20 protein-coding genes are annotated in these 24,797 nt (G+C 72.9%); 8 read left to right on the top strand and 12 right to left on the bottom strand.

Features of this window, described 5'->3' with window-relative positions; all coding sequences use genetic code 11:
• Positions 1-70: 70 nt before the first annotated feature.
• Positions 71-1,111 carry a D-2-hydroxyacid dehydrogenase gene (locus tag BJ979_RS10025; RefSeq protein ID WP_343046657.1) on the bottom strand — a complete coding sequence of 347 codons (1,041 nt, stop codon included), beginning with the start codon at positions 1,109-1,111 and terminating at the stop codon, positions 71-73.
• A gap of 103 nt (positions 1,112-1,214) precedes the next feature.
• Between BJ979_RS10025 and gndA the strand changes: the two genes are divergently transcribed.
• Positions 1,215-2,666 carry an NADP-dependent phosphogluconate dehydrogenase gene (gene gndA, locus BJ979_RS10020; RefSeq protein ID WP_179567528.1) on the top strand — a complete coding sequence of 484 codons (1,452 nt, stop codon included), beginning with the start codon at positions 1,215-1,217 and terminating at the stop codon, positions 2,664-2,666.
• A 211-nt stretch (positions 2,667-2,877) separates the two neighbouring features.
• Here gndA and BJ979_RS10015 read toward each other — a convergent pair whose 3' ends face one another.
• From BJ979_RS10015 to BJ979_RS09995, 5 genes are all read right to left on the bottom strand, one after another.
• Positions 2,878-3,996 (bottom strand): FAD-dependent oxidoreductase, encoded by a 1,119-nt coding sequence (locus BJ979_RS10015; protein ID WP_343046656.1) that lies wholly within the window; start codon positions 3,994-3,996, stop codon positions 2,878-2,880.
• A 135-nt stretch (positions 3,997-4,131) separates the two neighbouring features.
• A complete protein-coding gene (locus BJ979_RS10010; RefSeq protein WP_179567521.1) occupies positions 4,132-5,211 on the bottom strand; it encodes an LLM class flavin-dependent oxidoreductase in 1,080 nt (359 codons plus the stop codon).
• A gap of 1 nt (position 5,212) precedes the next feature.
• The gene (locus tag BJ979_RS10005) at positions 5,213-6,139 is read right to left on the bottom strand and encodes a DUF1684 domain-containing protein (protein ID WP_179567519.1); all 927 of its coding nucleotides are present in this window, start codon (positions 6,137-6,139) and stop codon (positions 5,213-5,215) included.
• A complete protein-coding gene (locus tag BJ979_RS10000) occupies positions 6,136-7,506 on the bottom strand; it encodes an NtaA/DmoA family FMN-dependent monooxygenase (RefSeq protein WP_179567517.1) in 1,371 nt (456 codons plus the stop codon). The genes BJ979_RS10005 and BJ979_RS10000 overlap by 4 nt, the downstream gene beginning before the upstream one ends.
• Positions 7,503-8,783, bottom strand: a complete 1,281-nt coding sequence (locus tag BJ979_RS09995) for an LLM class flavin-dependent oxidoreductase (RefSeq protein WP_179567515.1) — start codon at positions 8,781-8,783, stop codon at positions 7,503-7,505. Before BJ979_RS09995 ends, BJ979_RS10000 begins: the two co-directional genes overlap by 4 nt.
• A gap of 196 nt (positions 8,784-8,979) precedes the next feature.
• Between BJ979_RS09995 and BJ979_RS09990 the strand changes: the two genes are divergently transcribed.
• The 7 genes from BJ979_RS09990 to BJ979_RS09960 are packed head-to-tail and all read left to right on the top strand — an operon-like array spanning position 8,980 to position 18,851.
• Complete coding sequence (locus BJ979_RS09990; RefSeq protein WP_179567513.1) at positions 8,980-10,083, top strand: LLM class flavin-dependent oxidoreductase; 1,104 nt, start codon at positions 8,980-8,982, stop codon at positions 10,081-10,083.
• 21 nt (positions 10,084-10,104) lie between these two features.
• Positions 10,105-11,208 carry an ABC transporter permease gene (locus BJ979_RS09985; protein WP_179567511.1) on the top strand — a complete coding sequence of 368 codons (1,104 nt, stop codon included), beginning with the start codon at positions 10,105-10,107 and terminating at the stop codon, positions 11,206-11,208.
• A complete protein-coding gene (locus BJ979_RS09980) occupies positions 11,205-12,152 on the top strand; it encodes an ABC transporter permease subunit (RefSeq protein ID WP_179567510.1) in 948 nt (315 codons plus the stop codon). The genes BJ979_RS09985 and BJ979_RS09980 overlap by 4 nt, the downstream gene beginning before the upstream one ends.
• The gene (locus tag BJ979_RS09975; RefSeq protein WP_179567509.1) at positions 12,149-14,128 is read left to right on the top strand and encodes a dipeptide ABC transporter ATP-binding protein; all 1,980 of its coding nucleotides are present in this window, start codon (positions 12,149-12,151) and stop codon (positions 14,126-14,128) included. Before BJ979_RS09980 ends, BJ979_RS09975 begins: the two co-directional genes overlap by 4 nt.
• The gene (locus tag BJ979_RS09970) at positions 14,125-15,789 is read left to right on the top strand and encodes an ABC transporter substrate-binding protein (protein WP_179567508.1); all 1,665 of its coding nucleotides are present in this window, start codon (positions 14,125-14,127) and stop codon (positions 15,787-15,789) included. Before BJ979_RS09975 ends, BJ979_RS09970 begins: the two co-directional genes overlap by 4 nt.
• Positions 15,790-17,268, top strand: a complete 1,479-nt coding sequence (locus BJ979_RS09965) for a M20/M25/M40 family metallo-hydrolase (RefSeq protein ID WP_179567507.1) — start codon at positions 15,790-15,792, stop codon at positions 17,266-17,268.
• Positions 17,265-18,851, top strand: a complete 1,587-nt coding sequence (locus BJ979_RS09960) for an MFS transporter (protein WP_179567506.1) — start codon at positions 17,265-17,267, stop codon at positions 18,849-18,851. Before BJ979_RS09965 ends, BJ979_RS09960 begins: the two co-directional genes overlap by 4 nt.
• On the opposite strand, the gene BJ979_RS09955 is transcribed toward BJ979_RS09960, so the two are convergent.
• From BJ979_RS09955 to BJ979_RS09930, 6 genes are all read right to left on the bottom strand, one after another.
• Positions 18,800-19,843: a GNAT family N-acetyltransferase gene (locus tag BJ979_RS09955; RefSeq protein ID WP_179567505.1), complete on the bottom strand. Its 1,044-nt coding sequence runs from the start codon at positions 19,841-19,843 to the stop codon at positions 18,800-18,802. The two genes, BJ979_RS09960 and BJ979_RS09955, sit on opposite strands and share 52 nt — an antisense overlap.
• Entirely contained in the window at positions 19,840-21,054 is a 1,215-nt protein-coding gene (locus BJ979_RS09950; RefSeq protein WP_179567503.1) for an LLM class flavin-dependent oxidoreductase, read from the bottom strand. Before BJ979_RS09950 ends, BJ979_RS09955 begins: the two co-directional genes overlap by 4 nt.
• A 122-nt stretch (positions 21,055-21,176) precedes the next feature.
• Positions 21,177-22,163 carry an ABC transporter substrate-binding protein gene (locus BJ979_RS09945; RefSeq protein ID WP_179567501.1) on the bottom strand — a complete coding sequence of 329 codons (987 nt, stop codon included), beginning with the start codon at positions 22,161-22,163 and terminating at the stop codon, positions 21,177-21,179.
• Between the two features lie 115 nt (positions 22,164-22,278).
• Positions 22,279-23,106 carry an amino acid ABC transporter ATP-binding protein gene (locus BJ979_RS09940; protein WP_179567499.1) on the bottom strand — a complete coding sequence of 276 codons (828 nt, stop codon included), beginning with the start codon at positions 23,104-23,106 and terminating at the stop codon, positions 22,279-22,281.
• A complete protein-coding gene (locus BJ979_RS09935; RefSeq protein WP_179567497.1) occupies positions 23,103-24,176 on the bottom strand; it encodes an amino acid ABC transporter permease in 1,074 nt (357 codons plus the stop codon). Before BJ979_RS09935 ends, BJ979_RS09940 begins: the two co-directional genes overlap by 4 nt.
• Complete coding sequence (locus BJ979_RS09930; RefSeq protein WP_179567495.1) at positions 24,173-24,703, bottom strand: GNAT family N-acetyltransferase; 531 nt, start codon at positions 24,701-24,703, stop codon at positions 24,173-24,175. The genes BJ979_RS09935 and BJ979_RS09930 overlap by 4 nt, the downstream gene beginning before the upstream one ends.
• Positions 24,704-24,797 lie beyond the last annotated feature (94 nt).

The raw sequence follows: 24,797 nt of genomic DNA, 5'->3' as shown, positions 1-24,797 counted from the left end.
GGGGCCGCGACCGAGTTCCTCCGGTCGCGGCCCCGCCGTTCTGTGCGCGCCGGCGTGCGGCGCCGGTGGATCAGTAGAACTCGTGCGTGTTGACGACGTTGAGCAGGGGCTCGCCGTCGAGCAGGCGGCGGGCGTTCTCGGCGAAGAGCTCGGTGATCAGGCGAGGCTCGTTCTCGTTGATCGCGGCGGTGTGCGGGGCGATCACGACGTTCTCGAGATCCCAGAGGGGGCTGGATGCGGGCAGCGGCTCGATCGCGGTCACATCCAGCACCGCGGCGCCGACGTTGCCGCCCTCGCCCAGGTGATCGATGAGCGCCGGCTCGTCGACCGTCGTGCCGCGGCCGACGTTGACGACGATCAGACCCGGCCTCGCGGCGTCGAGCGCGGCGCGGCTCAGCATCCCCGACGTCTGCTCGGTGCCGGGCAGGGCGAGCACGACGGCATCCACCTCGGCGAGCACCGCGGCCAGGTTCTCGACCGGCTCGATGCGGCTCACACCGGGCGCGTCGACCTCTCGGCGGTGCACGCCGATCACGGTCATGCCGAGGCCCGCGAGCAGCTCGGCCGTGCGGCGTCCGATCGAGCCGAGGCCGACGACCGCGACCGTCGTCTCGGAGTTCAGGCGCATCGCCTCGCGGCCGGTCCACTCGTGGCGGCTCTGCGCGGCGCGCAGCCGACCGAGCTGCTTCGTGCCGGCCAGCACGCCGAACAGCGCGAACTCGGCGAGCGGCTGCGCGTGCACGCCGGCCGAGGTCGTGAAGGTCAGCCGCTCGAGCGTCGCCTCATCGAGCTTCGCCGCCTTGATCTGCGCGCCGCCGCCCGCCGGGATCGTGTGCACCCAGCGCAGGCCCGGGTTGCGCTCGATCGCCGCGTTCAGGGCCGTGCCCGACTGGTCGGGCACGCCGAAGAACGCCTCCCCCGAGTCGAGGTAGTCGTCGTACTCCTTCTCCTGCGCGGCGTCGCGGTCGAGGCGCACCATCCAGTCGGCCGTCGCCGGCGCCATCAGCTCGGGACGGTGCACGATCTCGAGACGCGGCTCGAGACGACGCAGCAGGGCGACGTTCTCGTCGCTGAGCGGGGTGGCGATGACGACGCGGAGGCTCTGGGTCACGCCCTCGATCCTGTCAGGTCGCTCCGGGCATCCACCGGCGGCGGAAGGGAGGCCGTCAGCGATAACCTGAGAGCAACCCCCTCGTCGAACACAGGAGAAGCACGTGTCGGACAGCCCCCAGGCCAACATCGGAGTCGTCGGGATGGCGGTGATGGGATCGAACCTCGCCCGCAACCTGGCCAGCCGCGAGGGCAACACCGTCGCGATCTTCAACCGCTCGTACGAGAAGACGCAGACCGTGCTCGACGAGCACCCCGAGGCCGGCTTCGTTCCCGCCTCCAACTACGAGGAGTTCGCCGCGTCGCTGCAGAAGCCGCGCGCCGCGATCATCATGGTGCAGGCCGGTCGCGGCACCGACGCCGTGATCGACGAGCTCGTCAAGGTCTTCGAGCCGGGCGACATCATCGTCGACGGCGGCAATGCGCTCTTCACCGACACCATCCGTCGTGAGAAGGCCGTGCGCGAGACCGGCATCAACTTCGTCGGCGCCGGCATCTCCGGCGGCGAGGAGGGCGCCCTCAACGGCCCCTCGATCATGCCCGGCGGTTCGGACGAGTCGTGGGTCACCCTCGGCCCGATCCTCGAGTCGATCGCCGCGGTCGCCGAGGGCGAGCCCTGCGTCACCCACGTCGGCCACGACGGCGCCGGCCACTTCGTCAAGATGATCCACAACGGCATCGAGTACGTCGACATGCAGCTCATCGGCGAGGCCTACGACCTCATCCGCCGCGGCACCGGCAAGAGCCCGGCCGAGATCGCCGACATCTTCGCCGAGTGGAACACGGGCGAGCTCGAGTCGTACCTCATCGAGATCACCGCCGAGGTGCTGCGCCAGAACGACGCCGAGACCGGCAAGCCCCTCGTCGACGTCATCCTCGACGCCGCCGGAGCCAAGGGCACCGGCGCCTGGACCGTGCAGACCGCACTCGATCTGGGCATCCCCGTCTCGGGCATCGCCGAGGCCGTGTTCGCCCGCTCGCTGTCGTCGAAGCCCGCGCAGCGCGCCGGTGCGTCGTCGCTGCCGGGTCCGTCGACGACCGTGTCGGTGGATGACGAGGCCGCCTTCATCGAGGATGTGCGCCGCGCGCTCTACGCCTCGAAGATCATCGCCTACAGCCAGGGCTTCGACGCGATCGTCGCCGGCGCCGAGCAGTACGGCTGGGACATCAAGAAGGGCGACATCGCGAAGATCTGGCGTGCGGGCTGCATCATCCGCGCGCAGTTCCTCAACCGCATCTCGGACGCCTACGAGGAGGACTCCTCGCTCGTCGCGCTCGTGCTCGCGCCGTACTTCCGCGACGCGGTCGAGGGCGCCCAGGAGGCCTGGCGTCGCGTCGTCGTGCACGCCGTGCAGGCGGGCATCCCGACGCCGGCGTTCTCGTCGTCGCTCGCCTACTACGACGGCATCCGCGCCGACCGACTGCCGGCCGCGCTGATCCAGGGCCAGCGCGACTTCTTCGGTGCGCACACCTACAAGCGCATCGACAAGGACGGCACCTTCCACACGCTGTGGTCGGGCGACCGCAGCGAGATCTCGGCGGTCGACACGCACTGATCGCTCGCGCACCCGCGCACTGAAGGCCGCGGCATCCTCGGGGATGCCGCGGCCTTTCGCGTCTCGCCACCGCGTATTCCGCGTGGCGGATTCCCCGAGTTGCCCACTTCCGCGGTGTGCCGCCTGTGACACACCGCGGAAGTGGGCAACTCGAACACCCCCGGACCCCCGCACACCCGCACACGCGTGGCGAGAATCAGAACGGTACGGATCAGGCGCGGAGGCGGAAGCGCTCGGGGGCGGGGATGCCGCGCGTCAGGTCGGCGAGCACCCGGCCGATCGCGGGCGTGAACTTGAAGCCGTGCCCCGAGAACCCGGCGCCGAGCGTGACGGCGCCGCGGCGGTCGAGCACGAAGTCCTCGCTGGGCGTGGTCGTGTAGGTGCAGCTGATCGCGACGAGGTCGTCGGGGTCGGCGCCCGGGATCCACTCGCTGACGTAGCGACGCAGCGCATCCAGCTGCACCGGCTCGGCGAGGAAGTCGCGGCGGTCGGGATCGACCACGGCGCCGACGCCGTGCCAGCCGACCTTGATGCCCTCGCCCGGCGTCTGCATGCCGTAGATCGGCGAGCACCAGAAGGCGTCGCGCTCGCCCGGCTGCGGCTGCTGCATGAAGCTCGGCCAGACGGCATCGGCGAAGTCGGCGCGCACGGCGAAGTGGGCGGGCTGCTCCTGCGTGACGCGCAGTCGCGGCAGGGCGTCGGCCAGTGCGGCGGGCACGATCTTCGTCGTCCAGGCGCCGGCGGTGACGACGACCTGCTCGGGGCGGAGGGTCTCGGCGTCGGTGTGGATGACCGGGGCTCCGGTCGTGTCGAGCTCGAGCGCCCGCACCGGGGTGTCGTAGCGGAACTCGGCGCCGAGCGCCTCGGCCTGCTCGCGCAGCACGCGCAGGGCTTCGGCCGCACGCACGCGCCCGGCGTCGAGGGTGTGCAGCACGGGGCTCGTGAAGCGCAGTCCGCGCCAGCGCGCCGCAGCCTCGTCGGGCGCGAGGATCTCGCTGCGCACGCCGTTGGCGTGCTGCACGTCGCGCAGCTCGATCAGCTCGGCCTCGGCGACGCCGTGCTGCACGACGCCGACCCAGTCGATCAGCTGCGTGCCCGACTGCTGCTCGAGCTCGGTCCAGAGGGCGCGGGTCTCGGTGAGCAGGGCCTGGTAGTCGGCCTGCGGGTAGGCGGCGCTGATGTTGCGGGTCGCGCCGTGGGAGGCGCCGAGGGTGTGGCCGACGGGGTGCTGCTCGAGCACGATCAGCGAGCGGCCGGACCTGGCGAGGTTCCACGCGGTCGCGGACCCCATCGCCCCGGCACCGATCACGACGACATCCACCTGGCTCACGCTGGCGCGCTCCTTCCGCATGCGCTCGGGTCGCGCATCCCGTTCAACCGTAGAGGTGGATGCGCTGGTGATTCTTCGCGCCGCCGTCGTGCCGGGGCGCGGGTGGCCGCGGATGCTCGCCCGAGGCGGCGCGGGTCAGGCGGCGGCGAGGTGCGGCCGGGCGCCCGCATCGGCCGACGACCACAGGGTGGTCGGGAAGCGGTCGCGCAGCGCCGGGATCACCTCGGTCGCAAAGCGCTCGAGGATCTCGAGCTGCTGCGGGAACACGACCGTGGTCGGGATGCTGACCGACTGCAGGTCGTGCCGGTACAGCTCGTGGAAGCGCGCGATCTTGTCGACGACCTGCTGCGGGCTGCCGACGAGCGCGGGACCCTCGGCGATCGCGTGGTCGATGTCGCGGAACGGCGTCGTGTTGCCGGGCACGTTGGTCGCGGCGACGATCGCCTCGTAGACCGGTCCGTAGAGGTCGCGCGCCTGCTGGGTCGTGTCGGCGATGAACAGCGCACCGGCCCCGGCCCCGACGTAGGCGCCGGCCGGATCGTGCCCGTGGCGCGCGAGCTCGCTGCGGTAGTGCTCGATCAGCACGGCGTAGTTGCGCAGCGGCTGGATCGCGTTGGCGCTGAACAGCGGGTCGCCGTGCTTCGCGGCGAGGGCGGCCGAGAACAGGGTCGTCGCCGAGCCGTGCCAGATGCGCGGGGCGCCGGCGTAGGGGCGCGGCAGCGTGGTGACGTCACGCAGCTCGCGCACGAACTCGCCGGCGGGGATCGTCACGTCCTCCTCGCTCCAGAGCCGCTTCAGCACGGCGTACTTCTCGGCGAGCAGCTCCCACTGGTCGTCGATCTCGAGCCCGAACAGCGGGAACTGCTTCAGCTCGTTGCCCTTGCCGATCGTCAGCTCGAGGCGGCCGCGGCTGAGCTGGTCGATGGTGGCGTAGTCCTCGGCGACGCGCACCGGATCGAGCACCGGCAGCACGGTCACGCCGGTCTGCAGCCGGATGGTCGAGGTGGAGGCGGCGAGCGCGCCGAGCAGCACGGTCGGCGAGGAGGAGAGGAAGGGCCCGGCGTGCCGTTCCCCCACGGCGAAGGAGTCGAAGCCGAGCCGCTCGGCCGCGACGGCGACCTGCAGCGTCTCGTCGAGCCGGTCGGCGGGCGTCGACTGACGGCCCGTGATCGGGTCGGGGCGGTAGGGGACGATGTCGAGAACCTGGAAGCGCATGTCAGCCCCGCTCGGTCGGGGTCTTCTCGCCGGCTTCGACGCCGACGGGGATGCGATTGCCGGCGGGCGGCAGCGGACAGGTCGCGAAGTCGGTGTAGGCGCAGGGCAGGTTGACGGCGCGGTTGAAGTCGAGCAGCACGCGGCCTTCGGCGTCGGGCGCGGCGACCGTCAGCGCGCGGTTGGCGTCGTAGGTGGTGATGCCGCTCGTCGCATCCGTGAAGAGCACGAGCAGGGCGCCGGGCGCCTTGCCGTCGAAGGCGATGAGCCGGAAGGTCTCGCCCTGCAGCTCGAACTCGATCTCGCCGGGCGCGGCGTAGACGTGCTCGAGGCCCTCGACGGCGGCGCCGACCGTGACCTCGCGCGGGGCGTCATAGGCGACGAAGCGTCCGGCGGCGAGCCAGCGCGGGTTCGGCGGGTAGACGGGCGTGCCGGTGTGGTTCACGCGCAGCGGATACGCGGGGTCGCGCGGGCGCACGATGTCACTGCCGCCGCGGCGAGCGACCTCGATGACGATGTCGCCGTGCACGAGGTCGATGCCGGTGCGCTCGGCGAGCGGGCCGAGCTCGACGCGACCGCTGACGGTGGCGCCGTTGCGCTGCAGCGTCTCGCCGTCGGCGAGCTCGATCACGGGGCCGGCATCGGAGGTGCTCCAGAGTCCGGGGACGCCGTCGATGCCCTGCGGTTCGGCGCTGAGCCAATGCAGGCCCGTCACGGCGAGGAAGCCGTGCTCGCTCGCGCGCTGGGCCTCGTGAGCGGCGTGCCAGTCGGCCCATTCGCGGGCGAAGCCGGCGCGGTCGATCGCGCGCCGGTCGAAGGCGGCGGAGGTCGGCGTGGCAGGTGCGGCGCTGGCGGGCGCGGCGCTGGCGGGCGCGGCGCTGGCAGGTGCGGCGCTGGCGGGTGCGGCGCTGGCGGGCTCGGTGATGGTCATGCGGTGGCTCCGATCTCGTCGGTCAGGCGGTGGGGTGCCGGCAGCCCGAGGTTCTCGCGCAGGGTCGCGCCCTCGGGGTACTCGGTGCGGTAGACGCCGCGCTCCTGCAGCTCGGGGATGACGGCGTCGGTGAACTCGTCGAGTCCGTGCGGGGTGAGGTGCCCGACCACGACGAAGCCGTCGCTGGCGCGGTTCTGCACGTAGCGGTCGATCTCGCTCGCGATGTGCGCGGCGGTGCCGACGAAGCCGTGGCGGTTGGCGACGGCGATGACGAGCTGGCGGATGCTGAGGTTCTCGGCCTCGGCCTTGGCACGCCAGGCGCTGATCTTGGCCTGGTTCTCTTCGAAGGCGCGCGCCCATCCGCGGGTGATCTGCTCGCCGGGATCGGGGTCGACCTCGGGCAGCGGTCCGTCGGCGTCGTAGGCGCTGAGGTCGCGGTTCCAGACCTGCTCGAGGAAGGTGATCGCGGTCGGCTTGCTGATCTGCTGCAGCGAGATCTCGCAGGCCTTCTCCTCGGCATCCGCCGCGCTGTCGCCGAGCACGAACGACACGGCGGGCAGGATGAGCAGCGACCCCTCGCTGCGTCCGCGCCCGGCGAGGCGGCCCTTCACGTCGGAGTAGAACCGCCGCCCGTCGTCGAACTCGGCGTGCCGGGAGAAGATCACCTCGGCGTGCTCGGCGGCGAAGTCGCGGCCGTCGGGCGAGTCGCCGGCCTGCACGATGACCGGACGCCCTTGCGGGCTGCGCGGCACCGTCGGCCGCGCGTCGACGTCGAAGTGCTTGCCGCGGTGCCGCACGTCGTGCACGGCTCCCGCGCGCAGGAACTCGCCGGCCGCGGCGTCGCCGAGCACGGCGTCGTCATCCCAGCTGTCCCAGAGCTTCTTGGCGAGCGCGACGAACTCGCTCGCCCGCTCGTAGCGCTCGGGGTGCGGCAGGAAGCCGCCGCGGCGGAAGTTGCCGCCGTGGAAGGCGTCGGAGCTCGTGACGACGTTCCAGCCCGCGCGACCTCCGGAGAGGTGGTCGAGCGTCGCGAGCTGACGGGCGAGCTCGGCCGGCTCGTTGAAGGTCGAGCTGAGCGTGCCGACGACTCCGATGTGCCGGGTCACGGCCGCGACGGCGGCGAGGATGCCGAGCGTGTTCGGCCGGCCCACGACGTCGAGGTCGTGGATCTCGCCGCGGTGCTCGCGCAGCCGCAGGCCCTCGGCGAGGAACAGGTAGTCGAAGAACCCGCGCTCGGCGGTGCGGGCGAAGTGCTCGAACGACGAGAACTCGACCTGGCTCTGCGCGGTCGGGTCGCTCCACACGGTCGTCGAGTTGACGCCCGGGAAGTGGGCGGCGAGGTGCACCTGGCGGCGTTCGGCGGTCATGCGGAGAGCTCCTGGGTGCTGGTTGCGGGCGTGCTGGTGGCGAGTGCGCTGGGCGCGGGGGCGTCAGCCGTCTGGCCGACCGCATAACGGCTGTCGGGGCGCGGCAGGCCGAGCCGCCCGCGCAGGGTCGTGCTGTCGGGCCGGTCGAGCACGCCGGCGTCGCGCAGCAACGGCACGAGGTCGTCGGAGATGCGGTCGAGGTCGGCGGGCAGCCGGGCCGGCCGCAGGCGCACGCCGTCGTAGCCGAGCCGCTGCCAGGCGAGCAGCTGCTCGGCGAGGCTCTCGGCGGTTCCGGCGTGGATGAGCGCATCGGAGGCGAAGGCGGTGCCGTCGAGCTGCTCCAGCTCGGTCAGGGCGGCGCGGGCGGCGTCGACGCTGTCGTCGAGCAGCACCACCGCATCCGCCCACACCTCGAGCGGACGGGCGAGGTGGATGCGGTCGACGCGGCCGACCGCCCGCTCGGCCTCACGCACCTCGCCGAGGATGCGCACGGCATCCGCCTCGTCGTGCGGCGTGACGTAGACCACGTCGGCGCCGCCCGCGGCGAGCTCGTAGGGGATGCGGGCGTGCGCGAGCACGGTGACGAGCGGCTGCCCCTGCGGAGAGCGCGGCACGATCGACGCGCTCTCGACGCTGAAATGCTCACCCTCGAAGCCGATGCGGTGCACCCGGTCGCGGTCGATGAAGCGGCCGGTGGCGACGTCGCGGATGATCGCGTCGTCCTGCCAGCTGTCCCAGAGCTGCCGGCCGGCCTCGATCACCTCGGCCGCCTCGCCGAAGAGCTCGAGCAGCAACGGGTTCGTCGGGTCCTGGAAGCGGGCGACGTCGGGCGCGGGGATCTCGCGCCGGCCGAACTGGCGCGCCTCGCGCGGGTCGGCCGACACCTTGGGCCGCCAGCCGGCACGCCCTCGGCTGGCGTAGTCGAGGGTCTGCACGGCGGTGGCGAGGTGGAAGGGCTCGCTGTGGGTCGTGCTCAGCGTCGGCACGAGGCCGATCGACCGGGTCAACGGCGCGAGGAAGGAGGCGATGATGCCCGCGTCGAGTCGGCCGCGCACCTGATCGCGTCGGTCGTCGGGCGTGAACGGCGCCGCGGTCTGCTGCGCGAAGGCATCCTCGATCGTCAGCAGGTCGAGCCCGGCGTCGTCGGCGCGGCGGGCGAGGCGGGTCCAGTAGGCGGCGGTGAACAGCTCGCCGGCGGCCAGGCCGGCCGTGCGCCAGGCCTGCGGATGCCAGCCGGCGCCGTCGAGGGCGACGCCCAGGTGCAGTGGTCGGGGCATGTGTCGTCCTCGTGCTCTCGTGATTCGGCGGTCGGGCCTCTCACCCTGTCCCCGTCGCCGCGGCGCACCAAGCGGCCGCCGTAACAGTCGGTCAGAGAGCGTCAAACGACGACGCCGAACGTCACACGGCGTCGAACGGCGTCGAACGCGGTCACCCGTTCTGGGGCGCGGCGCGGTGCGGAACTACCGTGCCGCCATGACCACCGACCGGCCCTCCCTCCAGGCCCTGCACTTCCTCACCCCCGGCAACTTCGACGACGACCGGCCGCGTGAGGGATTGGAGGCGACGCTGCGCCTGTTCGAGTTCGGGGAGAGCCTCGGGCTCGACGGCGCGTGGATCCGGCAGCGTCACCTCGAGCACGGGGTCTCGAGCGCGGCCGTCTTCGTGGCCGCCGCGGGGCAGCGCACGCGCCGCATCCAGCTCGGCACCGCCGTCATCCCGCTCGGCTACGAGACCCCGTTCCGGCTGGCCGAGGATCTCGCGGTCGCCGACGTGCTCTCGGGCGGCCGCCTGCAGATCGGGGTGAGCGCGGGTCTGCCGCCGCACGCCGAGCTGATCGGCGACGAGGTCTTCGAGGGCGACTGGCGCAACTGGGACTTCTCCCACGGGCGGGCCGAGCGACTCATCCACCACCTCTCCGGCGCGTTCTTCGGCGACGCCGACACCGTGATCCACTCCCCCGGCAACGTGCAGCGGCCGCGCGTGCAGCCCTTCAGCCCGGGCCTCGCCGACCGCGTCTGGTACGGCGGCGGGTCGCTCGCGTCGATCGAGTGGGCGGCGCGCGCCGGGCGCAGCATCCTCATCGGCAACGTCATCAGCGGCGAGGGCACCGACGACTTCACCTCGGCCCAGACGACGCTGCTCGGCCGGTATCGCTCGGCGCTCGCCGTCGCCGTGGACGAGGGCGTGGTGGATGCGGCGACGGCCGCGTCGCGTCGCGTCGCGCTGGGGCGGGTGATCGTGCCGATCGACGGCGCCGACCGTGCGGCGCGCGAGCGCTACCGCGCCTACGCGCACGCCCGACTGCCGCGACTGGGCCGCGGGCACGGACCGAAGAACACGCTCTTCGCGCCCGACCTCGTCGGCTCGGCCGAGGAGATCGTGGCCCGGCTGCTCGCCGATCCGCTGCTCGCGCAGGTCGACGAGCTGCGGCTCGAGCTGCCCTACGAGTTCTCGCCGGGCGACTACGAGCAGATCCTCGCCGACGTCGTCGGCCTGGTCGCGCCGCGGCTCGGCTGGAACTCGCGCGTCGCCGCCGCCGACCCCTCGTTCGACGCCCGCGTCGTCGCGGCGAACTGAGCGACGGCGAGGGGGACGATCGTGACGCGCTATCTGCTGCGCCGGCTGCTGCAGGCGGTCGGGGTGCTCTGGGCCGCCTACACGGCGACCTTCCTGATCCTGTGGGCGCTGCCGGGCGACCCGGTGCGCATCCTCGCCGGGCCCGACGCGACCGATCTCAGCGACGCCCAGCTGGATGCGCTGCGGCACGAGCTCGGCCTCGACCGGCCGCTCTGGCTGCAGTACGTCGACGGCATCGGCCAGGTGCTGCGCGGCGATCTCGGCCGCTCGATCGGCTCGGGGCGGCCCGTCGCCGACCTCATCGCCGCGGCGCTGCCGTCGACGCTGCAGATCACCGCGCTCGGCATCGTGCTCGCGATCCTCGGCGGCACCGGCGTCGCGATCGCCGCGACCCTGACCCGCAGCAGGGTGCTCGCACGGGTGCTGCTGGCGCTGCCGCCGGTCGGCGTCGCGGTGCCCGGCTTCTGGTTCGGGCTGCTGCTCATCCAGTGGTTCTCGTTTCAGCTGCGCTGGCTGCCGGCGCTCGGCGACAAGACCTGGACGGCCGCGATCCTGCCGTCGATCGCGCTCGCCCTGCCGACCGGGGCCGCGATCGCGCAGCTGCTGTCGAAGAGCCTCGCGACGACACTGCGCGAGCCCTACGTGGATGCGGTGTGGGCGAAGGGCGCCGGGCGCGGCCGGGTGCACTTCGCGCACGCGCTCCGCAACGCCGCCCTGCCGGCGCTGACCTACACGGGCGTGATCGTGGGCGGACTGCTCTCGGGCACGGTCGTGACCGAGACGGTCTTCTCGCGGCCCGGGATCGGCCGGCTCACCGCGACCGCGGTGACGGCGCAGGACATCCCGATCGTGCAAGGCGTGGTGCTGTTCGCGGCGCTCGTCTTCGTGGTCGTCAGCCTCGTCGTCGATCTGCTGTACCCGCTGCTCGACCCGCGCATCCGTCTCGCTGGGCCCCGTGCGCGCGCGCGGGCCCGCGAAGCCTTCGCCGGTGCGGTCGACGCAGATGCTCCCGCCTCCGCCGCTGGGCTCTCGCCGACTCCGACATCCGCCACCGCGGCCGAGACGACGCCCGCGCACGCCGCGCATCCCCGCACCGAACTCGAGACGACGGGAGCCCGCTCGTGAGCACGCCCACCCTCGACCGCTCCGCCCGGACGGCGACGCCCGGCGACACCTTCGCCACCACCGCCGCCGACCGCTTCGCCGATGCCGAGGCGTCCCGCCGCGGTTCCGCCGGCCTCGGCGATCGTGCCCGGCGCCTGCTGCGCGCCCTGCCGCTCGATGCGATCCTCGCCGCCGTCTGGCTGCTGCTCGTGGTCGTCGGGGCCGTGCTGCCGCAGCTGATCGCCGCCGGAGATCCGCTCGCCGGGGTTCCGCGCGAGAAGCTGCAGGGCCCCAGCGCGGCGCACCTCTTCGGCACCGATCAGCTCGGCCGCGACCTGTTCACCCGGGTCGTGCACGGCACCGGGCTCACCCTGCGCTCGGCGGTGCTCGCGATCGGCATCGGGCTGGCGTCGGGCGCCGTGCTCGGACTCGTAGCCGGCTACGTCGGCCGCTGGGTCGACGACGTCGTCATGCGGGTGACGGATGTGCTGCTCGCGATCCCGAGCCTGCTGCTGTCGCTCGCGCTCATCACGGCCCTCGGCTTCGGCACCACGAACGTCGCGATCGCGGTCGGCCTGGCGAGCGCCGCCGGCATCGCCCGGGTGCTGCGGGCCGAGGTGGTGAAGGTGCGCACTTCGACCTACGTCGAGGCGGCGGTCGTCGCCGGCAACCATCCGCTGCGCGTGCTGCTGCGGCACGTGCTGCCGAACTCGACCGGGCCGGTCATCGCGCTCGCGACGCTCGAGCTCGGCACGGCCGTGCTGGCGATCTCGTCGCTGAGCTTCCTCGGCTACGGCGCGGTTCCGCCCACGCCGGAGTGGGGCTCGCTCGTGTCGACCGGGCGCGACTACCTGCAGGGCGCCTGGTGGCTGACGACGCTGCCCGGGCTCGTGATCGCACTGACCGTGCTGGCAGCCAACCGGCTCGCCCGCGCGGTCGACGCCGAAGGACGGAGGACGCGATGAGCGTCACGACGCAGAACACCACCGGAGGCTCGAGCGTCTCGGATGCGGCCGTCGATCAGGCGGATGCCGAGACCGGTGCCGAGTCGGACGCCGCGGCGAGCGCCGCTGCGCCGCTGCTCGAGGTCGACCGCCTCGCCGTGCACTACCGCGGACGTGACGGCGGCGTGATCGAGGCGGTGCGCGAGGTCTCTCTGCGCATCGCTACGGGCGAGACCCTCGCGGTCGTCGGCGAGAGCGGATCTGGCAAGTCGACGACCGCGCAGGCGATCGTGCAGCTGCTCGCTCCCGGCGCCCGCATCGCCGCCGGATCCCTGCGCTTCCGCGGCGAGGACCTCGCGACGGCCTCGCGCCGCCGGCTGCGGCAGCTGCGCGGCGCCGGCATCGGCTTCGTGCCGCAGGACCCGACCGTGTCGCTCGACCCGGTCAAGCGGATCGGCGCGCAGGTCGCCGAGACCCTGCTCATCCACGGTCTCGCCGACCGCCGCAGCGCCCCCGCCCGCGCGGTCGAGGCGCTCGGCCGCGCCGGTCTGCCCGACCCCGAGCTGCAGGCGACCCGCTACCCGCACGAGCTCTCGGGCGGCATGCGCCAGCGCGTGCTCATCGCGATCGCGATCGCCGCCGAGCCGCCGCTCATGGTCGCCGACGAGCCCACGAGCGCCCTCGACGTCACGGTGCAGCGTCAGATCCTCGACCAGCTCGACCGGCTGCGGGCCGAGGGCACCGCGCTGCTGCTGATCACCCACGACCTGGGCGTCGCGGCGGATCGGGCCGACCGCATCCTCGTGCTCTCGGAGGGGCGCGTCGTCGAAGAGGGCTCGCCCGCGCAGATCCTCGGCTCCCCGCGCCACGAGTACACCCGCCGCCTCATCGCCGCCGCACCGAGCATCGCCGCGCAGCGCGGCAGCGGCCTCGAACGGCACCGGCTGCCGGCGCCGACGCTCGCCGCGCTGACCGCGGGCAGGGTCGGCGATCCCTTCGTCGAGCGCACGGTCGCGCAAGCGAGCGCGCGCCCCGGCGAGCCGCGCCACGAGGCCGCCCCCGGTGCGGATGCCGCAGCCGGCAGCGACGACATCCTGCGCCTCGAGGGCGTCACCAAGGCGTTCCCGCTGCCGCGTTCGCTCGGCGGCGGCGAGCAGCTCGCGGTCGACGACGTCACCCTCGCGGTGCCGCGCGGCGGCACCCTCGCGATCGTCGGCGAGAGCGGGTCGGGCAAATCCACGACCGCGCGCATCGCCCTCCGGCTCGAGCAGACGGATGCCGGGCGGCTGCTGCTCGACGGCGTCGACGTGAGCGCCGTGCAGGGCGCCGAGCTGCGCCGGCTGCGCCGGCGCGTGCAGCTCGTGCACCAGAACCCCTACGCCGCACTCAACCCGCGCTGGAGCGTCGAGACGATCGTGACCGATCCGCTCGCCGCCCACGGTCTCGGCACCCGCCGTCAGCGCCGCGACCGGGCGGCGGCGCTGCTCGACGCCGTCGCCCTGCCGAGCCGCGCGCTCACCCGGCGAGCCTCCGAGCTGTCGGGCGGGCAGCGCCAGCGCGTCGCGATCGCCCGCGCCCTCGCGCTCGGCCCCGAGCTGCTCGTGCTCGACGAACCCGTCTCGGCGCTCGACGTGTCGATCCAGGCGCAGGTGCTCGCCCTGCTCGCCGACCTGCAGGCCGAGCTCGGCATCAGCTACCTGTTCATCTCGCACGATCTCGCCGTCGTGCGGCAGATCGCCGACACGGTCGCCGTGCTGCAGCGCGGGCGCCTCGTCGAGCAGGGCGATGTCGACACCGTCTTCAGCTCGCCCGCGGCCGAGTACACGCGCGAGCTGCTCGCCGCGATCCCGGGCACTCGTCTGCACCGCACCCGACCTCCCGGCAGCGTCGCCGACGACTCCAGCCCTTCCGGCACCAGTCCTTCCGGCACGAGCCACTCCGGCACAACCCCCGCCGACGCCACCCCGGCGTCCGTCACCCCAGGAGCATCCCGATGACCGCAGCCCGACCCCCGCGCCCCGCGCGCGGCCGCCTCCGACTCCCCCGCCTGGCCGGGGCCCTCGCCGTCACGGCCGCCGTCAGCCTCGCGCTCAGCGCCTGCGCCGGCGGCGCTGCCGCCGGCGGCGGCACCGGCGACGCGACGAAGCCGGTCGACGGCGGCGACCTCAGCTTCGCGATCGCCAACGACCCGATCTCGCTCAACCCCTCCGGCACCGGATCGGGCAACGACACCCTGTACGTCACCCGTCAGCTCTTCGACTCGCTGCTGTACCAGAGCCCGAAGGACGGCTCGCTGAAGCCCTGGCTCGCCTCGAGCTGGGAGGCGAATGACGACGCGACCCGCTACACCTTCCACCTGCGCGACGATGTGACCTTCAGCGACGGCACGGCCCTGACGTCGGCCGAGGTCAAGGGCACCTTCGACGACATCGTCGCCGCCGGGGCCAAGAGCACCGTGGTCAGCGCGTTCCTCGGCTACAGCGGCACCGAGACGCCGGACGAGCACACGGCCGTCGTCACCTTCTCGACGCCGAACGCCGCCTTCCCCAACTCGACCTCGCAGGTCGGCCTCGGCATCGTCTCCGCCGCCGGGCTGAAGATCCCCTACTCCGACCGCGCCACCGGCGACGGTCTCTACGGCAGTGGCCCCTTCGTGCTGAAGAAGTACACGAAGGATGTCGAGACCGTGCTCGAGAAGCGCGACGACTATGCGTGGGGCCCCGCATCGCTCAACAAGGGCGAGGCCGCGCACCTCGACAGCGTCACCTTCCAGGTCGTGCCCGAGGCGAGCGTGCGCACGGGCAGCCTCAGCTCGGATCAGGTGGATGTCATCGGCGGCGTGCAGCCGAACGACGTGCAGGTGCTGAAGACCTCCGACCTGCCGGTCGTCTCGCGCGCCAACCCCGGCGTCGCCTTCGGACTCGGCTTCAACGAGCAGAGCCCGAAGCTCGGCGATGTGCGGGTGCGCGAGGCCGTCGCGCGCGCCGTCGACAGCGTCGAGGTGCGCGACACCGCCCTCAACGACCTCTTCGCGGTCGGCACGAGCGCGCTCGCGAAGACGACGCCCGGCTACAAGGACGAGAGCGGCCGCTTCACGCACGATGCCAAGAAGGCGGCGAAGCTGCTCGACGAGGCCGGCTGGAAGCTCGGCTCCGACGGCGTGCGTGAGAAGGACGGCGAGCCGCTCGAGCTGAAGCTCATCTGGATCTCGAACTTCGGACCCAACCAGACCTCGCTCGAGCTCATCCAGCAGCAGCTCAAGAAGGTCGGCGTGAAGCTGACCCTCGACGGCGGCGCCGTGGTGCCCGACTTCCTCGCAAAGCAGCAGTCAGGCGACTTCGACATCACCTGGGGCAACCAGTCGCGCGCCGACGGCGACATCCTGCGCACCGCGTTCTCGAGCGCCGGCACGAACTACTACCGCATCGACGACGCCGAGCTCGAGACGCTGCTGCAGCAGCAGCTGGCGACCGGCGACGCGGATGCGCGTGACAAGATCCTGGGGCAGGTGCAGGACCAGCTGGCGACGCAGTACTACCACGTGCCGATCCACGAACTGACGAGCATCCTCGGCACCCAGCAGAGCGTGCACGGGGTGAGCTTCGGCGCGGATTCGCGACTGGATCTGCTCACGGCAGCCTGGAAGGACGGCGAGTAGATGACGGCGACCTCGGCCTCGGCAGCGTCCCCGACAGCAGCGTCGGAGTCGGCGCCTGAGGAGTCGGCGCCTGAGGAGTCGGCAGCCTCGGCGCCGACGCCCGTCACCGCTCCCGCGGTGCTCTCCGAGGCCGCGATCGCGCTGCTCGAGCGCGAGGCGCTCGACATCACCCGGCAGCTCGTGCGCATCGACTCGAGCAACACGGGCGAGCCCGACATCGGCGACGGCGAGACCCGGGCGGCGCTGCTCATCCGCGAGCTGCTGGCCGAGGTCGGCATCGCGGGCGAGTTCGCCGAGTCGCGCCCCGGGCGCGGCAACCTGGTCGCCCGCATCCCCGGCACCGATCCCGCCGCACCGGCTCTGCTCGTGCACGGACACCTGGATGTCGTGCCGGCCGACGCGGACGACTGGACGCATCCGCCCTTCGCCGCCGAGATCGCCGACGGGCTGCTCTATGGTCGCGGCGTCGTCGACATGAAGAGCTACCTCGGCATCGCCGTCGCCGTGGCCCGCTCCTTCGCCCGCGAGGGCGTGCGCCCGCGACGCGACCTCGTGCTGGCGTTCTTCGCCGACGAGGAGGCGGGCGGCGTCTGGGGCGCGCGCTGGGTCGTGGCCGAGCATCCCGAGTGGCTCGCGGGGGCGACCGAGGCGCTCGGCGAGGTCGGCGGCTTCTCGCTGCCGCTCGCCCCGCCGACGGCCGACGCGGACGGCACGCCCGGCGCCCACCGCGCCTACCTCGTATCGACCGCGGAGAAAGGCGTCAGCTCGATCTCGCTGGCCGCGCGCGGGCCGGCCGGACACGGCTCGCGCCCCAGCGCCGACAACGCCGTCACGCGCCTGGCCCGAGCCGTCGCCCGCATCGCCGACCACCGTTTCCCCGTGGTGCGCACGCCGTCGGTCGAGGCGCTGCTGACGACCATCGGCGCGGCGCTCGACGACGACCTGACCGCCCTGGACGACGACGCACTCGAGACCCGGCTCGCCGAGCTCGGGCTGCTCGGCACGGTCGTCGCACCCTCGCTGCGGCACACCGCGTCGCCGACGATCCTGCAGGCCGGCTACAAGAGCAACGTCATCCCGGGCGAGGCGACCGCGCGCATCGACTGTCGGATCCTGCCCGGGCACGAGGAGGCCTTCTTCGCCGAGCTCGACCGCCTCGCCGGGCCCGGCGTCGAGATCGACAAGGCCAGTTGGATCCCGCCGATCGACTCCCCCGCCGACAGCCCGCTGCTGGCCGTGCTGCAGCGGTCGATCCGCGCCGAGGACCCGGACGGCACGGTCGTGCCGTACCTGATGCCCGCCTCCACCGACAACAAGCACGTGGCCGCGCTCGGCATCCGCGGCTACGGCTTCACGCCGCTGCGGGTGCCCGCCGACGTGGATGTGCTAGGCCTCTTCCACGCGGCCGACGAGCGGGTGCCGGTCGACGCGATCGCGTTCGGGGCGCGGGTCGTCGCCGATGTGCTGAGCCGCGCATGAGCGGGGCGGCTGCGGCCGCCGACGACGTGACGACGCACCCCTCGGCGCAGGTCGTGCTCGTCATCGCGCTCGGCGCCGGACTCGCGACACTCATCGACTCAGCCGTCGTCAACTACACGGCGCCCGCGGTGACGCGCGAGCTCGGCGCCGACACGGCCGCGATCCAGTGGTTCCTGGCCTCCTACTCGCTGACCTTCGGGCTCGGGCTCGTGCCCGCGGGGCGGCTCGGGGATGCGCTGGGGCGCCGTGGTCCGCTCGTCGTCGGCCTGGCGCTGTTCCTGCTCGGCGCGCTCGCCTCCGCTCTCGCCCCCATCGTCGCGGCGGCGGTCGGCGGACGGGTCGTGCAGGGTCTGGGCGCCGGCCTGATCAGCGCGCAGGTGCTGGGGCTCATCCAGGACGGCTTCCACGGCCCCGCCCGGGTGCGCGCCTTCGCGGCTTACACGGCGGCCGGGGCGACGGCGGCCGTGCTCGGCCCGGCGGTCGCCGCCGGACTGCTGACGCTGCTGCCGGAGTGGCTGGGATGGCGCGCGGTGCTCGGCATCAGCGCGCCGTTCTCGCTCGCGACGCTCATCGTGGCGCTGCGGAGGCTACCGGTCCCGTCACGCTCGCCGCGGCCGCACGACCGGGCCCGATCCGGGCACCGCGGCCGTCTCTCGCTCGACCTCCCGGGCGTCGCCCTGCTCGGCACGCTCGTGCTGCTCGCGACCCTGCCGGTGATCGACCCGGGCGTCGCCAGCTCGGGCGTGCCCGCCGTGGTCGCCGGCGGCGTGCTGATCATCGCCGCGCTCGTGCTGTGGGAGACGCGGGAGGCGCGGCGGCGTCGGGTGCCGCTGTTCGCCCCGGCGCTCATCCGCTCGGCCGGCTTCGTGAGCGGCAACGCCGTCGCCGCGCTCTGGTTCGGATCGGTGCTCGCGCACTCCTCGGCCATCACCCTGTTCCTGCTGCAGGGGGCGGCGCTCGGCGCGCCGCTGACCGCGTTGCTGCTCGTGCCGGCGTCGCTCGTGCGCATCGCCGCCTCGCTGCTCAGCGCCCGCACGCACGCCCGCGTCGGCGGCTCGATCGTCGCGCTGGGCCTCGGGCTGCAGATCGTCGCGAGCATCGGCATCCTGATCGTGCTCGGGGTCGACGCTCCCCTGCTGAGCCTGCTCGTCGTGATCGTCGTCGCCGAGGCCGTGAGCGGTGTCGCGACCGGTCTGCTCGAACCGCCGCTGCGCGCGATCACGCTCGGCTTCGCGCCCGCCGCGCTGCACGGCTCGGCGGCCTCGTTCCTGCAGCTGACGCAGCGCCTCTCGGCGACCTTCTGCGTCGCCCTGGTCAGCGGGCTGCTGCTCGCCGGGTCGGACGGAGCGGGCGTCACGACGGTCTCGCGCGCGGGGCTGGCGGCAGCGCTCGCGGTCTGCACGGGGCTGCTCGGCGGTGCGCTCGCGATCGCGCTGCTGCCGGTGCTGCGGCGCGGCACGGTCGCCGCACCGGCCTCCTCGGCAGCCGACGTGGACTCAGCTGCGGGCCTGGCGGCGGATCGGGCGACGGGTCAGGCGGCCGAGACCGACGAGGCTCCCGCGAGCGGATATCCGAAGGCGTAGATCTCGATGAACCGACCGGGTGCGACCTCGATCGGACCCTCGCGCTCGCTCAGCCGCGTGAAGCCGAGTTTGGCGTAGAGGGCGTGAGCGCCGAGCATCTCGGGCCCGCTGTTCATGACGACCTGGCTGACGCCGCGCTCGCGGCCGAGGCGCAGCACGTGACGCGTGAGCGCCGCGCCGACGCCGAGACCGCGGGCGTCCGGGTCGACGGCGAGCAGGCGGAAGTCGAGCTCGCCGGGCCGGGCGACGGCGGAGATGGTCTGGCCCTCGCGCGGAGTCCAGACGGTGCCGACCAGCGCGCCGTCCGCGCGGCGCTCGGCGACCCAGACCTCGTCGCGGGATGCTCGACCGGCGACATCGATGAGCGAGGCGAGGTAGTCGGCGGGAAGGTCGGGGTAGTCGCTCGTGTAGGCGGCGGCGGTGAGCCGGCCAACGGTCTCGAGCTCGTCGTGGTGCACGAGGCGGATCAGCAGCGCGTCCGCGTCGGCGCCGAATCCGAAACGGTAGACGTGGATGCCGCCGATGCCCGGCTCGTCGTGCTCCCGCTCGGTCGCGCGCTGGAACCCGGCACGGCGGTACAGCCGCTGGGCGCGCTCGTTGCGGGCGCCGGTGTCGAGCACGAGGGAGCCGACGCCCCACCCGCGAGCCGTCTCGAGCGAGGCCGCGACGAGCGCATCCGAGACTCCGATCGCCCGCGTCTCGGGGTCGACCACGATGAGGCGCAGCTCGGCCTCATCGGATCCCTCCGCGGCGAGGCGGGCGTAGGGCGTGCCGGCGCGCAGGACGCTCGCGGTGCCGACCAGTCGATCGTCGCCGTCGACCGCGACGAGCAGGGCGCCGTCGCGGGCGCGACCCGCGGCATCCCGCTCGAGCGCGAGCCGGGACTCGCTGCGTGGCAGATGGCCGTAGGGGCCGGCCAGGAAGCCGCGGACCGTCAGCTCGCCGACCTCGTCGAACTCCTCGGGGCGTGCTTCGCGGATCTCGACGCTCACGCGGCGACCTCGGCGCCTCGGACGGCGGCGGCGCCGTCACCCGTCGATGCCGTGCCGGTGGACGCCGTGCCCGACGCCGCCCAGGCGTCGGCGAGCAGCTCATAGGAGCGCAGCCGGTCGGCGTGATCGTGCACCGCGGTCGTGATCAGCAGCTCGTCGGCGCCGGTCGCGCGGCGCAGGGTCTCGAGGCGCTCGACGACGGTCTCCGGCGAGCCGACGAACTGGGTGTCGAGGCGGTCTTGCACGACGGTCAGCTGCTCGGGGGTCAGCGGGTTCGCGGCGGCGTCGGCGGGGGTGGGGAACGGAATCGCTCCACGCGATTCCCGGATGCTCAGCACCCAGGCACCGTATCCCGCCGCGAGCTCGCGCGCTTGCGCGTCGGTGTCGGCGACGACGACGTCGGCCGAGACGATCACGTGCGGGCGGTCGCGCTCGGCGTTCGGCACGAAGGCGGCGCGGTACTCGGCGACGGCGTCGAGCACGAAGGACGGGAGCACGTGGTAGTTGCTGCCGAAGGGCAGGCCGAGCTGTCCGGCGAGGCGGGCGCTCGGACCGGCGCTCGAACCGTGGATCCAGACCTCGACGTCCGTCCCGGCCGCGGGTGCGGCCTCGAACGGCAGCCCCTCGGGCGAGACGTAGTCGCCGGCGAGGAAGGCGCGGATGTCGGCGACGTCCTGCTCGAAGGAGTCGGCATCCCCCGGCGTGCGGCCGAGCAGCCCCGACTGCAGGCGGAAGCGCTCGCCCGCGACGAAGCGATGCGGCGGCGGGATGACGAGACCGTCGACGACACGGTTGTCGCGCGGCCCCGCGACGGCGCCCGGGTCGGGGCCGACGATCTCGGGGCCGGTGTCACCGGGCTTCCGGCGCGGGGCGCCGGAGCGGCCGATGCCGAGGTCGACGCGACCGGGGTGCAGCGCGGCGACGGTGCCGATCGACTCGGCGACCTGAAGTGGGGTCGAGTTGCCGATGATCGTCGCGGCCGTGCCGAGCCGGATCGTCGACGTCTGCGCGGCGATCGCGGCGAGCAGCACGTGCGGCGCCGAGCCCGCGATGCCCGGGTTGCCGTGATGCTCGGCCAACCAGTGCCGCGCGAAGCCCCAGCTCTCGGCGTGCCGCGCGAGGTCGATCGTCTCGAGCAGCCCGTCGCGGGCGGTGCGACCCGATCCGAAGGGGGCGAGGTCGAGGACTGAGAGGGGGACGCGCGGGCTCATGGTTCTCCGATCACGGGACGTGCTGGTCGAGCGGGGATGCTGCGGCGCTCCGGCGCTGCGGCGCCGGGAACGCCGAGACGACCCCGGCGAGAGGAATGGGTCTCGCCGGGGTCGCCGCGGGGTCAGGACTTGGGCAGTCCGGGAGGGTTGATCTCCGACTTCTGGATGCCCTCGCTCTCGAGGCCCCACTCCTTCAGGAGCTTGTCGTAGGTGCCGTCGTCGATGAGCTTGTTGAGCACGATGTTGACGGGCTCGATCAGGCCGTTGCCCTTCTTGGTGCCGGCCGCGATCTGCGCCGTCAGCGGCCATCCGCCCGAGAGGGTGCCGACGAGCTTGGTGTCGCCGGTCTCCTTCGCCGACCAGGCGGCGGTCGCGTTCGGCCCGAGCGTCGCATCCGCACGGCCCGACTGGATGGCGAGCACGCCCGCGGCGTTGTCGTCGTAGTAGACGAGCTCGGCCGGCTTCTCGCCGGCCTCCTCGAGCTCCTTGTTCCAGGCGAGCAGCACCGACTCCTGGTTGGTTCCGGAGCCGACGATGATCTTCAGTCCCGAGATGTCGGCGGACGATTTGATCGAGGTGATCTTGCTGTCCTTCTTCACGTAGAAGCCGAGCAGGTCGTTGCGGTAGCTCGCGAAGTCGTAGAGCTCCTTGCGCTCCTCGGTCACCGTCACGTTCGAGGTGATGAGGTCGTACTTGCCCGACTGGATGCCGAGAGGCCAGTCGGCCCAGGCGACGACCTTCGGGTTGTACTCGAGGCCGAGTCCGTCGGCGATGAGCTTGCCGAAGTTCGGCTCGGTGCCCGCGGGCTCCTTCGCGCCCTCAGGCTGGTACCCGAGCGGCGGCAGGTAGACGCTCGTGGCGACCGTCAACTTGCCGGGCTCGACGGGCGTGAAGCCGCTGGCCTTGAGCGCGGCGATCGCCTCGGGCACCTCGCCGTGCGTCACGACCGGCAGGATCTTCTCGGCCGAGGCGTTCTTGGTCTTGTCGGTGGATGCGGCATCCGCGCCCTTGGGCTGGTTCAGCACGACGCCGGCGATCACGCCGCCGACGATGGCGACGACCGCCACGCCCGCGACGATCACCCCCACCTGCTTCTTGCTCACTGCCATGTTCTGCCTCTTTCGGTCTCGGTCTGCGCCCCGGAGGGCGAGTGCTGTGTCGGGTCGTGCTGTGTCGGGTCGTGCGGTGTCGGGCCGTCGCGGTGACGGCCCTGACGGGTCTCACTCAGGCGAGAACCTTCGCCAGGAACTCCTGGGTGCGCGGGTGATGCGGATTCACGAGCACCTCGCTCGGCGGCCCCTGCTCGAGCAGCTCGCCCTCGTCGAGGAAGACGACGCGGTCGGCGACCTCGCGGGCGAAGCCGATCTCGTGGGTGACGATCACGAGGGTGCGGCCCGAGTCGGCCAGGTCGCGGATGACGCCGAGCACCTCGCCGACGAGCTCGGGGTCGAGCGCGCTGGTCGGCTCATCGAAGAGCAGCACCTGCGGGTCGAGGGCGAGCGCGCGGGCGATCGCGACGCGCTGCTGCTGGCCGCCGGAGAGCTGGCGCGGGTAGCGGCCGCCCTTGTCGCCGAGGCCGACGCGCTCGAGCAGCGCCTTGGCCTGCTCGCGAGCTTCGGCCTTCGTCGCGCGGCGCAGCGCGACGGGGGCCTCGGTGATGTTCTCGAGCGCGGTCAGGTGCGGGAACAGGTTGAAGTTCTGGAAGACCACGCCGACGCCGGTGCGGCGCTTCAGCACCTCGCTCTCGCGCAGCTCGTGCAGGCGGCCGCCGCGGCGGGCGTAGCCGATGAACTCGCCGTCGACCGTGACCGAGCCGCGATCGATCGTCTCGAGGTGGTTGATCGTGCGCAACAGGGTCGACTTGCCCGAGCCGGAGGGCCCGAGGATCGCGACGATCTCGCCGGGCTCGATGTCGAGGCTCACGCCGCGCAGCACCGGCACGCCGGCGTAGCTCTTCCAGACGTCGTGGATCTCGACGCGACCCGGCCGGTCGGCGGGCGATGCCACATCCGCCTGCTCGGTGGCATCCGGGCGCTCCAGGGTGATGCTCATCGTGCTCTCCTGTCGGTCGATCGAGTGAGTTCGGGGATCGCGGTCGGGTCGCCGTCGCCGAGGCGCGCCCACTGGATCCGCGCCCAGTGGCGTGCCCGCTGCAGCGGCGTCGGCGGCAGCACGCGCACGCTGCCCTTGGCGTAGTGCCGCTCGAGGTAGTACTGGCCGATGCTCAGCAGGGTGACGACGATCGTGTACCAGACGACGGCGACGATGAGCAGCGGGATGACGCGGCTGTTGCGGTTGTAGATGACCTGCACGGCGTAGAACAGCTCGGGCAGCGCGATCACGAAGACGACCGAGGCGCCCTTGACGAGGCTGATGACCTCGTTCGCCGCGTTGGGGACGATCGAGCGAGCGGCCTGCGGCAGCACGATGCGGAAGAAGCGCACCCGCCGCGGGAGCCCGAGCGCGCCGGCGGCCTCGAGCTGGCCGGAGTCGACCGAGAGCAGTCCGCCGCGGATGATCTCGGCCGAGTAGGCGGCCTGGTGCAGACCGAGGCCGAGGAAGGCGGCTGCCATCTGGCTGATCAGGGTGACGGTGTCGACCCGGACGATCCAGAAGTCGTAGGTGAACGGGGTGCCGAGTCCGATCTGCGGGAAGAGGTAGCCGAGGTTGTACCAGACGACCAGCTGCACCACGAGCGGAACCGAGCGGAAGAACCAGATGTAGGCCCACGAGGCCGAGCTGAGGATCCACGACTTCGACAGCCGCCCGGCGGCGAGCAGGATGCCGAGGCCGAAGCCGATCACGGTCGCCCCGACGGTGAGCTGAAGGGTCAGCACGAGACCGTTCACGACCGTCTCCGAGAAGAAGTACTGGCCGAAGGTGCCCCAGTCGTACTTGTCGTTCGTGAACAGCGTCCAGATCAGCTGCGCGACGACGAACAGGACGACGGCGCCGAAGACCCAGCGGAACCAGTGCCGGGTCGGCACGACCTTGACGGCGCTGAGGTCGACCCGGTTGCGGTTCGCGGCGGGCGCGGTGGATGCCGTGGATGCGGTCGCGCCCGGGTCGGCGCCCGCGCCGCCGTCGGCGGGCCGGGTGGCGGTGTCGTCGGCGACGCTCATGCGCGGGTCTCCAGATTCTTCTCGAAGGAGTGGATGCCGACGGTCTCGGGGTCGGCATCCACGTCGAACAGCGGGGTGTAGCCGAGGCCCAGGTAGAGGCGCACGGCCTCGGGCTGGCGCGGGCCGGTGCTGAGCACGACGCGGCGGTGGCCGCGGCGCTCGGCCTCGGCCTCGAGTTCGCGCATGACGACGCGGGCGAGGCCGCGACCGCGGTGGTCGGCGTGGGTCCAGATGCGCTTGAGCTCGACCGTCTCGGCGTCGAGGCGCTTGAAGGCGCCGGCCGAGATGGCGGTGCCGCCGGCGTCGGAGTCCCCGTCGAGCAGCAGCAGGAAGGTGCCGTGCGGAGCGCTGAACTCGCTCGCCGGGTAGCGGTTGATCTCGGTCGACGCCGGCTGGTTGTCGGGGAAGTAGCCGCGGTAGCGGGTGTCGTACTCGCGCTCGAGGTCGGCGAGCACCGGCTGCGAGCGCGGGTCGTCGGGCGTCGTGTGCACGAGCAAGGCCGACGTCTCGGATGCGGTGATCGACATCGTTTCTCCCAGCGGCTCGGGTGTCGGTGCGACGCCCGGGGCGGGCGCCGTGAGCCGAAACTAGGAGCCGCGTCGAGCACCGTCCAGCGGGCCC

It is taken from the genome of Schumannella luteola (genome assembly GCF_013408685.1).
Classification (GTDB): domain Bacteria; phylum Actinomycetota; class Actinomycetes; order Actinomycetales; family Microbacteriaceae; genus Schumannella; species Schumannella luteola.
This window is presented reverse-complemented; position numbering and strand designations above follow the sequence as displayed.

Bases quoted from the DNA above. Each gene is read 5' to 3' on its own strand.
- BJ979_RS10010 (WP_179567521.1), bottom strand. From the start codon at position 5,211: ATGCGCTTCCAGGTTCTCGACATCGTCCCCTACCGCCCCGACCCGATC.
- BJ979_RS10005 (WP_179567519.1), bottom strand. From the start codon at position 6,139: ATGACCATCACCGAGCCCGCCAGCGCCGCACCCGCCAGCGCCGCACCT.
- BJ979_RS10000 (WP_179567517.1), bottom strand. From the start codon at position 7,506: ATGACCGCCGAACGCCGCCAGGTGCACCTCGCCGCCCACTTCCCGGGC.
- BJ979_RS09995 (WP_179567515.1), bottom strand. From the start codon at position 8,783: ATGCCCCGACCACTGCACCTGGGCGTCGCCCTCGACGGCGCCGGCTGG.
- BJ979_RS09990 (WP_179567513.1), top strand. From the start codon at position 8,980: ATGACCACCGACCGGCCCTCCCTCCAGGCCCTGCACTTCCTCACCCCC.
- BJ979_RS09975 (WP_179567509.1), top strand. From the start codon at position 12,149: ATGAGCGTCACGACGCAGAACACCACCGGAGGCTCGAGCGTCTCGGAT.
- BJ979_RS09970 (WP_179567508.1), top strand. From the start codon at position 14,125: ATGACCGCAGCCCGACCCCCGCGCCCCGCGCGCGGCCGCCTCCGACTC.
- BJ979_RS09965 (WP_179567507.1), top strand. From the start codon at position 15,790: ATGACGGCGACCTCGGCCTCGGCAGCGTCCCCGACAGCAGCGTCGGAG.
- BJ979_RS09960 (WP_179567506.1), top strand. From the start codon at position 17,265: ATGAGCGGGGCGGCTGCGGCCGCCGACGACGTGACGACGCACCCCTCG.
- BJ979_RS09950 (WP_179567503.1), bottom strand. From the start codon at position 21,054: ATGAGCCCGCGCGTCCCCCTCTCAGTCCTCGACCTCGCCCCCTTCGGA.
- BJ979_RS09945 (WP_179567501.1), bottom strand. From the start codon at position 22,163: ATGGCAGTGAGCAAGAAGCAGGTGGGGGTGATCGTCGCGGGCGTGGCG.
- BJ979_RS09940 (WP_179567499.1), bottom strand. From the start codon at position 23,106: ATGAGCATCACCCTGGAGCGCCCGGATGCCACCGAGCAGGCGGATGTG.
- BJ979_RS09935 (WP_179567497.1), bottom strand. From the start codon at position 24,176: ATGAGCGTCGCCGACGACACCGCCACCCGGCCCGCCGACGGCGGCGCG.
- BJ979_RS09930 (WP_179567495.1), bottom strand. From the start codon at position 24,703: ATGTCGATCACCGCATCCGAGACGTCGGCCTTGCTCGTGCACACGACG.